The organism is Hyphomonas sp., from assembly GCF_037969335.1.
Taxonomy (GTDB): Bacteria; Pseudomonadota; Alphaproteobacteria; order Caulobacterales; family Hyphomonadaceae; genus Hyphomonas.
In genome coordinates this window covers 1-11,948 of the sequence record NZ_JBBKXE010000170.1, presented here as the reverse complement: position 1 = coordinate 11,948, position 11,948 = coordinate 1, and the positions used below count along the sequence as shown (strand labels likewise).

Here is an 11,948-nt window from a genome sequence, read left to right as displayed (position 1 = left end):
GCTTTCTTCAAATCAAACAAGGCGCCGAAGCCGCCGAGGCCGCCCATCACGCCGGCGCGGGCGGTGGCTTTGGCCATTGGGCCGATGGCGCCGACGAGGCGTTCGCCTGCCTCAATATCGACACCAGCGTCACGGTAAGAGAGGGGCGTTTTGGGCGTTTCTGTCATGATGCTTCGCGCGTTAGCATGGGGAAATCGCCTGATCCAGTGTTGCTTGCGGTTCCAGCCTCCGCATTGGCTTGCTACAAGGAAGGCTGACAGGGAGGTCGTTGACCATGATTCGTTTGCTTCTCGCCTCGGTATTCCTCGCCTGCGCCGCTTCGCTGCCAGCGAGTGCGGATACGCGCGATGTCTACACCGTTCGCAATATCGAAGTCGATGAGCAGGCGGCGAGCGTCATCGAAGCCCGTGAAAAGGCCATGTCGGTGGCCCGGCAGAAGGCAGCCCGCGTGCTGCTGACCAAGATCACGCTGTCGGACGATCGTGCCTCAGCGGGCGGCCTGCCAGTGGATTATGCCCTCGCAGAGCGCCTCTCGGCGGCTGTGGACGTGCAGGAAGAGACCGCCGGTGCCGGGCGCTATCGCGGCGTATTGTCCGTCGTGCTGAACCCGCTGATGGTGCGGGCGCACCTCGACAGTCTCGGCGTGCCCTATGTCGATACGCAAGGCCCGAAGAGCCTGATCGTGCCATTGGCATCGAATTACCAGGCGCAGGAAGCCTGGCGCCAGGCGCTGGGCGCAGACAATCCCAATGCGTTGGCACCATATGTGACGGCTTCCAATCCGGGCTATACGGCCTTCTCTGACTGGTCTGTCTTTTCCACCGAAGCGGCGACCGTTGGCGCGCGGCGCGGTGTGCTGGCGGAACTGGAAGGCCGCGAAGGCGCGTATCGCACGACATTGTCGACGGTGACGGCGGCGGGAACGGAACTGCTCGGCACAACCAATTATGCGGCGACGCTGAAAGGCGCGGCCGATGCGGCGGCAGAATTCCTCGACGAGGACTGGAAGCGGCGCTCGGTCATCCGGGGCGGCGCCCGCACGACGACCAGTGCCAGCGTGCGCTATACGTCGCTGGCCGAGTGGAACACGCTGCGCAGCGCGCTGGCGCGGTCACCGCTGGTGTCGGATTTCAAGATTACGGCCATTGCCCGCGATGGCGCGCTGGTGACGTTTGCCTATGCGGGCGACGAGCCAAGGCTGCAGAACGACCTGCTGCAGCGCGGCGTGTCGCTGGCGGAAGCACCTGATGCCAAAGGCCTGGTGCTGCGTTCGGCCGTGTCTGCTGCGGCGAGGCAATAGAGCGGAACAGAGTCGGCAGGCCCGGTATGCCCAATCAGCTGAGTTTTGGATTTCCGGCCCCGGGGCTCGGATTTTCCGATCTTGTAATGTCTCCCGTCAATGAAACGGCCCTGCGTATCGTGCAGCGGCCGGAGAACTGGCCGACGCCGGTCCTGTGCCTTGTCGGGCCGCCCAAAGCGGGCCTGACAACGATTGCCCATGCCTGGGCGCGGCAGTTCGGCGGGGACGTGTTCGAAGCCAAGGCGTTCGCCGGCCTGAAGTCACGCGACGTGGAGGCCCGGGCGGCGACCTATACGGCGATAGACGGCGCAGACCGTGTGCCGGCGGGCGACCGGATGCTGTCGCTGATCAATCTCGTTTCGGCCGGGTCGGGGCGGCTGTTGCTGACCGCCAATCGGGCGCCGCCAAGCTGGCAAGCGCCGTCGCCCGACCTGAAATCGCGCCTCAATTCGATGCCGGTGGCGGAAATCTATGCGCCGGACGAGGCGATGATGCTGGGGCGGCTGAAAGCGGCGGCGGTGCGGCATTTCCTCAAACTGGAGCCGGATGTCCTCAAATATCTGGTTCCGCGGCTTGATCTCTCCTATGAGGCCATTGAGCAGTTTGCCGAAAGGCTGAGTGACGGCGTGACCGACCTGGGCCGGGCGCCGAGCGTGCCATTGGTCAAGGATGTGCTCGACGCAATGGAAGCGGACGCGCCGGGCGGGCCGAAGCTGGATTGACGAAGAAAAGGGCTGACGGGCAAACATGGCTGACGGAACACTACGCACCAACAAGGCGCTGATGACGTCGCCGGACCGGTTCCTGAACCGCGAGCTGTCATGGCTGGAGTTCAACCAGCGTGTGCTTGAGGAAGCCGCCAACCGCGCGCACCCGCTGCTCGAGCGCCTGCGCTTCCTGTCGATCTCGGCCAGCAATCTCGATGAATTCGAGATGGTGCGCTATGCGGGCCTGCGCGAGCAGGTGCGGGCAGGTATCGTGAAGGCGAGCCAGGACGGGCTGAAGCCATCCGAACAGGTCGAGCAGATCGAAAAGGCGTCGCTGCGCCTGATTGCCGACCAGCAGGAACAATGGCGTACGCTGAAAAGCGAAATGGCGGCGGAGAACATCCACGTCCTGTCAGGCGATGCACTGACCAAGAAAGAGCGTGCCGAGCTCGAGACCTATTTTCGCAACAATATCTTTCCGGTGCTGACACCGCTGGCCGTGGACCCGGCGCACCCGTTCCCGTTCATTCCCAATCTCGGTTTCTCGATTGCGGTTGACCTTGTGTCGGAGTCTGGCGGGGAAGGCCATGTCGGCATCGTGCCGCTGCCGGCCTTTGTGCGCCGCTTCATCCGGCTGCCGAAATCGACCAAGGGCAATATGCGGTTTGTTGCGCTGGAAGACGTCATCGGCATGTTCCTGGGTGACCTGTTCCCCGGATTCAAGGAAAAGGCCCGCTGCCTGTTCCGCGTCGTGCGCGACAGCGATATCGAGATTGAGGAAGAAGCCGAAGACCTGATCCGCGAATTCGAGGTGATGCTGAAGCAGCGCCGCAGGGGGCGTATCGTACGTCTCAGGATGCAGTCGAGCGCGCCGCAGGAATTGCGCGAGTTCATCACGCGCGAGATCGGCGCCGAGCAGGCTGACACGGTTCTGTATGACGGCATCCTCGGCATGGCGCAGTTGTCGGAACTGATCGTCGACGACCGGCTGGATCTGCAATTTCCGCCCTATGAGCCGCGCTATCCGGAACGCATCCGCGAGATGGGCGGCGATTGCTTCGCGGCGATCCGGGCCAAGGATATCCTGGTCCACCATCCGTTCGAGAGCTTTGATGTGGTGGTGCAGTTCATCCGGCAGGCAGCAGCCGACCCGGCGGTCGTGGCGATCAAGCAGACGCTGTACCGAACGACGTCGAACTCGCCGGTCGTGGCGGCGCTGATCGAGGCGGCGGAGTCCGGCAAGAACGTCACCGCGCTGGTCGAGATCAAGGCGCGGTTCGACGAGGAAGCGAACCTGCGGCTGGCGCGCGACCTGGAACGGGCCGGCGTGCAGGTCGTGTACGGGTTCATCGAGTACAAGACGCACGCCAAGGTGTCGCTGGTGGTGCGGCGCGAGGGCACGGAGCTTCGTTCGTATACGCATTTCGGGACCGGGAACTACCACCCGATCAATGCGCGCATCTATACCGATCTGTCGCTGTTCACCGCCGATGCGGCGCTGGGGCGCGATGCCAATCGCCTGTTCAATTTCGTCACCGCCTATCGCGAACCGCCAAGCGTCGGTCCGGTTCTCGAGAAGATTTCGATGTCGCCGCTGACCCTGAAGCAGGACCTGATCCGGATGATCGGGGACGAGGTTTCGGCTGCGAAAAAGGGCAAGCCGTGCGGCATTTGGGCCAAGATGAATTCCCTGGTCGACGGCGAAGTGATCGATGCGCTGTATCGCGCCAGCCAGGCTGGCGTGCCGATCACGCTGGTGGTGCGCGGCATCTGCTGCCTCAGGCCGGGCGTGCCGGGCCTGTCGGAGACGATTACCGTCAAGAGCATTGTCGGGCGGTTCCTGGAGCATTCGCGGATCGTCTGCTTTGCCAATGGCGAAGCGCTGCCGTCGCCGAATGCCAAAGTGTTCATCTCGTCGGCCGACTGGATGCCGCGCAACCTGACGCGCCGGGTCGAGGCGCTGGTGCCGATCGAGAACCCGACCGTTCACCGGCAGGTGCTGAACCAGATCATGGTCGCCAACCTGAATGACGAGCTGCAGAGCTGGATCATGCATGAGGACGGCACCTATCTTCGTATCAAGCCCGAGAATCCGGACACCGCGTTCGCGGCGCACCGCTATTTCATGGACAATCCAAGCCTGTCGGGACGGGGCAGCGCGCTGGAAGTCAGCCTGCCGCCAAGGCTGTCGCACCGGGGAAGCAAACCGGTATGATGTTCCCGAAATCCGAACGCGCAGGCATTATCGATATCGGCTCAAACTCGGTGCGTCTGGTGATCTATGACGTGCTGGGCGCGTCGATCCTCCAGACATTCAACGAGAAGGTCATGGCCGGACTGGGCGAGGGGTTGATACAGCGCGGCACCCTGTCACCGACGGGGCGGGAGTCGGCGCTGAGCGCGCTGAGCCGCTATCGCGCGATCCTGAAGGCCCTGCACTTGCGCAATTACACGGCTGTCGCCACCGCCGCCGTACGCGAGGCGCGTGACGGGCCGGACTTCGTGAAAAAGGCCGGGCGGGTGCTGGGGCGGCCGGTCACGGTCTTGTCGGGCGCTGACGAGGCGCGGCTGTCGGCCCTGGGGGTGGAGGCGAGCTTTCATCGGCCGAAAGGCGTGATGGGCGACCTCGGCGGATCGAGCATCGAATTCCAGAGGATCGGCTCGGGCAAGGCACGGGGCGAAAGCCTGTTGCTGGGGCCGCTGTCGCTGGCCGCGGAAGCCGAAGACCTGCGGGAGTTGCGCAAGAAGGTACGCGCGGAACTCAAATCCTCGAAAGTGCTGCCGGGGGCAGAGGGACGGTTCTACGCCGTGGGCGGCGCGTGGCGGTCGTTTGCGCGCCTGAACATGGAGATCGAGAATTATCCGCTGCACGTGCTGCAGGGCTACCAGATGAACGAGGGGCAGGTGGCGCGAACGGCGAAGCTTTGCCTCGACAGCGTCAGCAATGCCGCTGCGCGCAGCAGGGTAGAAAAAGTCGACCGCCGGCGCGCGAAACACCTGCCGATCGCCGCGATCATCGTGGAAGAAATCCTGGCCAACAGCTCGCTGGAAGGCGTGACGATTTCGTCGGGCGGATTGCGCGAAGGCGTCTTGCGCGACCTGACCGGCGCGGCAGTGACCGATCCGCTGCTTGACGGCGTGATCGCGTTCGGGCGGCTGGACCAGAACCAGATCGCCTTCGGGCAGGCACTGCACGAATTTGTCAGCCCGGCTTTCGCGCCGGAACCGGACCTGTTCGGGTCGCCGGCGGCCGATGCGCGGATCGAGAAAGCCGCCTGCATGATGGCTGACAGCGCCGGGCGGTTCCATCCGGACCATCGGGCCCTGCTGGCCTATGAGCAGGCCTTGCGGGCGCCCTATGCGGGCGTGACGCATGCCGAGCGGGGCATGATCGCCTATGCGATCGGGTGCCGGTACGAGAAGGATTTCAAGCGACCGGGTGAGTATCTGAGCCTGACAAGCGACGAACAGGCTGACCGGGCGCGCCAGCTGGGCAGCGCGATGCGGCTGGGCGCGGTGTTCTCGGGGCGGTCGGGGCCGATCCTGAAACGCGCGAGCCTGGCCCGCAAGGGCGAGAACCTGGAGCTGCACGTGCTGAAAGTGGACGAGCCGATGGTGTCGGACACGGTGTTGCGGCGCCTGACGCAGACGGCGAACCAGTTGCGCCTCAAGCCGACAGTCGTGGCGCGCTAGGGCGGATTCGCCCGCGCCCGTCCTTCGACTTCGCTCAGGATGAGCGCTTTGGCGCTGTTTCGTGGAATACGGAAAATCGGGATGTGTGGCCTGACCCCCCTCTAGCTCCCCCCTTCCAGGGGGGAGAACGAGCCGCTCTGTTGCGTGAGATCGTTGCGCAGGGAGAGTGACTCCTCCCCCTGAAAGGGGGAGGCTGGGTGGGGGGCATTATCTAGCGCGTGGATAGTCTCGTGTCAGACGTCGAAGAGGCGGATTTCGCCGCCTTCGAACGAGACGGCGAGTTGGCCGTTGAGCAGGGCCTGGGCCTTTTTGCCGAACATGTCGAAGCGCCAGCCGGTCATGGCACCGATATCTTCGCTGGTCTCGCCCCGTGCGATGCGGTCGATATCCGCGGCATTGGCGATCAGGCGCGGCACGACATTGTTCTCGTCGCTGACATGTTTGAGCAGGACCTTCAGCAATTCCGGCGCGCCGGCCGGAATCTGGGCGTTCTGCACGCGCGGTTCCAACTCGGGAGCGTACTTGTCCGGATCGTCGATGGCCTCAGTGACGGCATCCATCAGGCTCTGGCCATGCTTCGAGCGGACGAAGCCGCTGGGCACGGCGCGCAGCTGGCCATAGTCGCCCTCATTGCGCGGCTTCTGGGCGGCGATTTCCTGGATCGCGTCATCCTTGAGGATGCGGCGGCGCGGCTTGTCGAGTTCCTGTGCGAGGCGTTCGCGCCAGGCGGCGACGGCGACTACCACGGCGGCGTAGTCCTTCTTGGGCTTGCGCAGTTTCAGGCGCTGCCAGGCCTTCATCGGGTCGGTGTCATATTTGACCGGATCTTCGAGATCCGCCATTTCCTCGCGCACCCAGCCCATGCGACCGGTCTTCTCGAGTTCTTCGCGCATGATCAGGTAGATGTCGCGCAAGTGTGTGACGTCGCCGAGGGCGTAGACGAGCTGTTTCTGGCTGAGCGGACGGCGCATCCAGTCGGTGAACTGGCTGGATTTGTCGATCTGGCGGCGCACGACGCGCTGGACGAGATTGTCGTAGGAGATCGAATCACCGAAGCCGAGCGCCATGGCGGCGATCTGGGTGTCGAAGATCGGCCCGGGCGGATGGCCGATGAGGCGATTGAAGATTTCGATGTCCTGTCGGGCCGCGTGAAACACTTTCACCCGATTGTCGGCCGCGATCAGGTCGAGGAAGGGACCGATGTCCAGATCCTCGGCCAGCGGGTCGATCAGGCCTTCCACGCCGGGGGCGGAGGCCTGCACGAGGCAGAGCTCCGGCCAGTAGGTGGTTTCCCGATGGAATTCGGTATCGACGCAGATGAAGTCCGATTCGGCGAGTTTGCCGCACAGGTCTTCGAGCGCCGACTGCTCAGTAATAGGAGTCAAGGAGTTGTCAGTCATGATCGGGTTGCGTATCGCAGGCCCTTGACAAGTGAAAGGGCTTAAATGCCCTTGCGCCCCTGATTTCTAATGACTGCCTTTCCGGAGAAACGATCCGATGCATGCCTATCGCACCCATACATGCGGTGAACTTCGCGCGTCCCACGTGGGCGAAACCGTCAAATTGTCCGGCTGGTTGCACCGCCGCCGCGACCATGGCGGTGTCATGTTCATTGACCTTCGCGACCATTACGGCCTGACGCAGGTCGTGTTCAACCCGGGCGCGCCCGGGTTCGAGACGGTCGAGCGCCTGCGCACCGAGAGCGTCCTGTCCATCGAGGGCAAGGTCGTGGCGCGCGATGCGGGCCTGGTGAATGCGAACCTTGGCACCGGCGAGATCGAAATGGTGGCTGAGGCGGTGGACGTGCTGTCGGAAGCTGCCGAGCTGCCGCTGCCTGTCTTCGGCGAGCCGGACTATCCGGAAGATATCCGCCTGAAGCACCGCTATCTCGACCTGCGCCGCGAGACGCTGCACAAGAACATGATCCTGCGCTCGAACGTGATTACCAGCCTGCGCCAGCGCATGGTGGCCGAGGGCTTTACCGAATACCAGACGCCGATCCTGACGGCCTCCAGCCCGGAAGGCGCGCGCGACTTCCTGGTGCCGAGCCGGATCCATCCGGGCGAGTTCTATGCGCTGCCGCAGGCGCCGCAGCAGTTCAAGCAGCTGTTGATGGTGTCGGGCTTTGACCGCTATTTCCAGATCGCGCCCTGCTTCCGCGACGAGGATGCACGCGCTGACCGCAGCCCGGGCGAATTCTACCAGCTCGATATCGAAATGAGCTTTGTTACGCAGGAAGACGTGTTCAACGCGATCGAACCCGTGTTGCGCGGTGTATTCGAGGAGTTCGCCGATTGGGACGGCAAGGGCCGTACCGTGCCGGACGAGCCGTTCGTGCATATCCCGTTCGCCGAAGCGATGCTGAAATATGGTTCCGACAAGCCGGACCTGCGCAACCCGATCATCATCTGCGACGTGTCCGACGTGGTGACGCGCGAAGACGTGACGCTGGGCGTGTTCAAGAAAATCGTCGACGGCGGCGGTATCGTGCGCGCCATCCCGGCACCGAACACCGCCGAGCAGCCGCGCAGCTTCTTCGACAAGATGGATGCCTGGGCCAAGAAAGAGATGCAGGCGCCCGGCCTCGGCTATATCCGCTTCGTCGAAGATGACGGCAAGCTGACGGGCACCGGCCCGATCGCCAAGTTCTTTGCGCCTGAAGCCCTTGCGGCGCTGGCCGAGACGGCTGGCGTGAAAGCCGGGGACGCGCTGTTCTTCTCCGCGGGCGACAAGACCAATGCCGTGAAACTGGCCGGCGCTGCCCGCACGCGGATCGGCGAGGAGCTTGGCCTGATCGAGCCGGGCATTTTCCGCTTCTGCTGGATCATCGATTTCCCGATGTACGAGTGGGACGAAGACAACAAGAAGGTCGATTTCAGCCACAACCCGTTCTCGATGCCGCAGGGCGGCATGGAGAAGCTGCTGGCAGCCGACACGGTGGAGAAGCAACTCGACATCAAGGCCTACCAGTATGACATCGTCTGCAACGGCATCGAGCTGTCATCCGGCGCGATCCGGAACCACCGGCCTGACCTGATGCTGAAAACGTTCGAACTGGCCGGCTATGGCCCGGAAGTGGTGGAAGAGAAGTTCGGCGGCATGCTGAACGCGTTCCGCTATGGCGCGCCGCCGCATGGCGGGATTGCACCGGGCGTTGACCGGATCGTGATGCTGCTGGCCGAGGTCGAGAACCTGCGCGACGTGATCCTGTTCCCGATGAACCAGCAGGCGCGCGACCTGTTGATGGGCGCACCGAGCCCGGTCGACGACAAGCAGCTGAAAGAGCTGAACATCCGGCTCGCGCCTCAGGCCAAAACCTGAGGCTCTAGTCGCCTGATTGGGGGGGCGCATGGAAGTTCGCCGCCCCTGCTTGCGCAGGGGATTCGGGGCGCTAGTTTTCGGCGATGATGTGCTGAACGACGACAAGGTCGCCGCAGAGTGGCAGCAGCAGGCCGGGCGGCATCAGCGTGTCGATCGAGCTGCAGGCGCCGGTGAAGTTTGCCAGGTCGTGATGGGTCATGCCGGAGAGGTCGGCTGCGATGAACCGCACGTCGCGGAACGAGGCACCGGCAACATCCGCGCCGGTCATCATGACGCCCGTCATGTTGGCGCCATTGAGGATAGTCGCCTTCATCACGGCCTTGTCGAACTTCACGCCGGTAAGGTTTGCGCCCGAGAGGTCAGCCTCGTCGAGCTGGGTCTCGCCCAGGTCTGCATCCGAGAAATTGGCACCAACCATCAACGCGCCCTGCATGTTCGCGCCGCGCAGGATGGTCTTGCGGAATTCGGCGCCGGTGGCCTGAACGCCCATCAGGCGGGCATTCGACAGGATGGCATCGGAGAAACGGGCAGATGTCAGGACGGCCGTGCGCAGGTCAACGCCGGACGCATTGGCGCCTTCGAAATTGGCGCTGGCGGCCTGGATGCCTCGCATGAAGGCGAATTCGAGATTGGCACCGGGATAGTTCGCCCCGCTGAGCGTCCAGCCGGACATGTTGCGACCTGCCAGATTGCATCCGCCGCACGAGCCGACATAGCCGGGTTGCCACGCAACCGGTTTGCCCTGCGCAATGGCAGGCACCGACACGCCCAAGAAGGCGATCACGGCAAGCAAGTTCAGGCGAAAAGGCATACCAGTCATGTACTCGGAATATCGCGTTGTCTTATCCTGCTATACTGAACAAACCGTAACAACTGCATAAGTGCAACAAGTGTTGCCAAACTGTCGCGCAAACACTTCCCCTACGTGAACTGATAGAAGACATCTCCGAAACCGGCGTGATTATTTGGAGACGCGGCCTTCTTCACCACAGGTGTCACAGGACGTGTCGCCATCTTCACTGACAGCGAAAACCGTGAAACTGCCACAGGATTCACAGCCCTGTTCGAGATAGGCGGGCGATTCGAGTTCCTCGGCGTCTGCGTCGAGATCCGATTCGGCCTGTTTCTCGGCACGGCGCTTGTCGAGGATGACAATATTGTCGGGCAGGTGGCCACGGGAGAATCCGCGCGAGATGATCTGGGCGGCTTCTTCGGTGAAGGCAGCCGGTTCGCGTGTGGCGTCACCTGCGCCGCGGCCAAGGCCGTCATGCGTGACATCGACTTCGGCGAGATCGTCGCGGCCGAGATAGGACACGGCGAGTTCCCGGAAGATGTAGTCGAGGATGGAGGTGGCGCGGGTGATTCGGTCGTTTCCGGTGACCTGGCCGGCCGGCTCGAAGCGGGTGAACACGAAGGCGTCGACGAATTCTTCCAGCGGCACGCCGTATTGCAGGCCGATCGAAGTGGCGATGGCGAAATTGTTCATCAGGCTGCGGAAGGCGGCACCTTCCTTGTGCATGTCGAGGAATATCTCGCCGAGATGGCCGTCATCGAATTCGCCGGTGTGGAGATAGACCTTGTGGCCGCCGACGGTGGCTTTCTGGATATAGCCCTTGCGCCGGTCCGGCAGGCGGGTGCGGGCAGCGGAACGGGCTTCGTGGAATTCCGGGGAGGTTTGCGGGAGGTCGGCCTCGTCGGCGAGTTCCTCGGCCAGGGAGAGGATATGCTCCATCCGGTCACGGACGTCTTCGCCGACGGGCGCGCGATGGCCGACCAGATGGGCGGACAGGCCGTCTGCGATGACGGCTTCGGCCATGTCGAGGCCGGCGCGGGCGCTGACCGAAACGACGACCCCGCCGCCCAGCGCCTTGTTGCAGGCGGCAGCAAAGCGGATTTCGTCAGCTGGCGACACGTCGATCGCGAAACCGCACTCCTGCAGCGCGCGTGCGGCGATGGCTTCACCCGCGCCGTCGAGGGCGGCCTCGGCTTTGGCGATGTCCGCACGGGAAAAGCCCATGGCGGACAGCACGCCGCGTCCGTCTGCATCAAAATTTTCCGGCGTGAGTTTCAGGTCATGTGAGATGATCTCGTCGCCGAGCACCCAGCGCGAGAAGGCGGCATTTAGCGGCAGGCCCTCGCCGAGCGCGCGGCCGACCCGGTCGAGGGCGGCTTCGGTGAAGCCCCGGTCGCGCAGGCGCGCGGTGCCGAGCGCGGTTTCGAGATCCTGCGTGCCTGAATTGGCTATCCGGTCGAGCACGCCGGGCAGGGCTTCGGGCGCGCGTGCGGCCAGACCGATGCGCGCGGCGCGGGTGAGGCTGGGGGCGTCGTCGCCATAGGTGAGCACGGCGCGGACCGGTGCGGCGGCGTCGCTTTCGCAGTCGGGCAGGGCCGCCATCGGATCGGTGACGGGCAGGATCATGACGCGGCACGGGCGCTTGCTGCCGGACTTGCGGGCTTGGAGGCCGAGTGCCTTGGCATGGTTTGCGCTGAATGCGGCGCCGGTGGCGGCTGAGCGAACCAAGGCCGCCATGGCGGCGCCGGCGGCGATGCCCGCATCGGAGGCATAGTCGAGACCGAGCGCCATGACGGCGGCGCCAAGGCCGGTGAGGACGATGATGCCGTCTTTCATGTCAGCAGCAGCAGCTTCTACGGCGGAGCCGAGGAAGCCGTCCTCGAACCCGTCCGGGCTGACGGCTTGCGAGACGTCCACCAGTCGCGCAGGCGCGGCAGCTGGGGGCAGGGTGTCCTGCAGGAAGAGGATTTCGCCGCCTTCCTTCAGCGCAGCGAGCAGGGACGGCTCGAGTGCGATGTCGACGGGTTGGGCGGTGAAGACGGCGGGTGGCGGCGCTGGCGTATCGACAGCGGCGGCGCGCAGGGCATCCGCGGTGCGCAGGATGCCGCCGGGCAGGCGCAGGGCTTCTTCGAGC

General features: G+C 64.1%; 8 protein-coding genes and 1 pseudogene. 5 read left to right on the top strand and 4 right to left on the bottom strand.

Annotation, left to right across the window (positions count from 1 at the left end; genetic code table 11):
• Positions 1-167, bottom strand: a pseudogene (locus AADA04_RS12745) (phosphoribosylformylglycinamidine cyclo-ligase); the annotation flags it as partial.
• A gap of 107 nt (positions 168-274) precedes the next feature.
• Here AADA04_RS12745 and AADA04_RS12740 point away from each other — a divergent pair.
• The 4 genes from AADA04_RS12740 to AADA04_RS12725 are packed head-to-tail and all read left to right on the top strand — an operon-like array spanning position 275 to position 5,700.
• The gene (locus AADA04_RS12740) at positions 275-1,300 is read left to right on the top strand and encodes a hypothetical protein (RefSeq protein ID WP_340693649.1); all 1,026 of its coding nucleotides are present in this window, start codon (positions 275-277) and stop codon (positions 1,298-1,300) included.
• Between the two features lie 26 nt (positions 1,301-1,326).
• Positions 1,327-2,022: a hypothetical protein gene (locus tag AADA04_RS12735; protein WP_340693648.1), complete on the top strand. Its 696-nt coding sequence runs from the start codon at positions 1,327-1,329 to the stop codon at positions 2,020-2,022.
• 25 nt (positions 2,023-2,047) lie between these two features.
• Complete coding sequence (locus AADA04_RS12730; RefSeq protein ID WP_340693647.1) at positions 2,048-4,222, top strand: RNA degradosome polyphosphate kinase; 2,175 nt, start codon at positions 2,048-2,050, stop codon at positions 4,220-4,222.
• Positions 4,219-5,700, top strand: coding sequence for a Ppx/GppA family phosphatase (locus tag AADA04_RS12725; protein ID WP_340693646.1), 1,482 nt, complete (start codon positions 4,219-4,221; stop codon positions 5,698-5,700). Before AADA04_RS12730 ends, AADA04_RS12725 begins: the two co-directional genes overlap by 4 nt.
• Before the next feature lie 233 nt (positions 5,701-5,933).
• On the opposite strand, the gene rnd is transcribed toward AADA04_RS12725, so the two are convergent.
• On the bottom strand, positions 5,934-7,085 hold the full coding sequence (gene rnd, locus AADA04_RS12720) for a ribonuclease D (RefSeq protein ID WP_340693645.1): 1,152 nt from the start codon (positions 7,083-7,085) through the stop codon (positions 5,934-5,936).
• Positions 7,086-7,197: 112 nt separating this feature from the next.
• Between rnd and aspS the strand changes: the two genes are divergently transcribed.
• Positions 7,198-9,021 (top strand): aspartate--tRNA ligase, encoded by a 1,824-nt coding sequence (gene aspS, locus AADA04_RS12715; RefSeq protein WP_340693644.1) that lies wholly within the window; start codon positions 7,198-7,200, stop codon positions 9,019-9,021.
• 70 nt (positions 9,022-9,091) lie between these two features.
• Here aspS and AADA04_RS12710 read toward each other — a convergent pair whose 3' ends face one another.
• Both AADA04_RS12710 and AADA04_RS12705 read right to left on the bottom strand, forming a co-directional pair.
• A complete protein-coding gene (locus AADA04_RS12710) occupies positions 9,092-9,841 on the bottom strand; it encodes a pentapeptide repeat-containing protein (RefSeq protein WP_340693643.1) in 750 nt (249 codons plus the stop codon).
• Between the two features lie 141 nt (positions 9,842-9,982).
• The coding region (locus AADA04_RS12705; RefSeq protein WP_340693642.1) for a hypothetical protein at positions 9,983-11,948 on the bottom strand (1,966 nt) is incomplete at its 5' end.

What these genes read in the sequence shown, in the direction of transcription:
- AADA04_RS12725 (WP_340693646.1), top strand. Translation starts at nt 4,219, where the DNA reads ATGATGTTCCCGAAATCCGAACGCGCAGGCATTATCGATATCGGCTCA.
- AADA04_RS12740 (WP_340693649.1), top strand. Translation starts at nt 275, where the DNA reads ATGATTCGTTTGCTTCTCGCCTCGGTATTCCTCGCCTGCGCCGCTTCG.
- AADA04_RS12730 (WP_340693647.1), top strand. Translation starts at nt 2,048, where the DNA reads ATGGCTGACGGAACACTACGCACCAACAAGGCGCTGATGACGTCGCCG.
- aspS (WP_340693644.1), top strand. Translation starts at nt 7,198, where the DNA reads ATGCATGCCTATCGCACCCATACATGCGGTGAACTTCGCGCGTCCCAC.
- AADA04_RS12735 (WP_340693648.1), top strand. Translation starts at nt 1,327, where the DNA reads ATGCCCAATCAGCTGAGTTTTGGATTTCCGGCCCCGGGGCTCGGATTT.
- AADA04_RS12710 (WP_340693643.1), bottom strand. Translation starts at nt 9,841, where the DNA reads ATGACTGGTATGCCTTTTCGCCTGAACTTGCTTGCCGTGATCGCCTTC.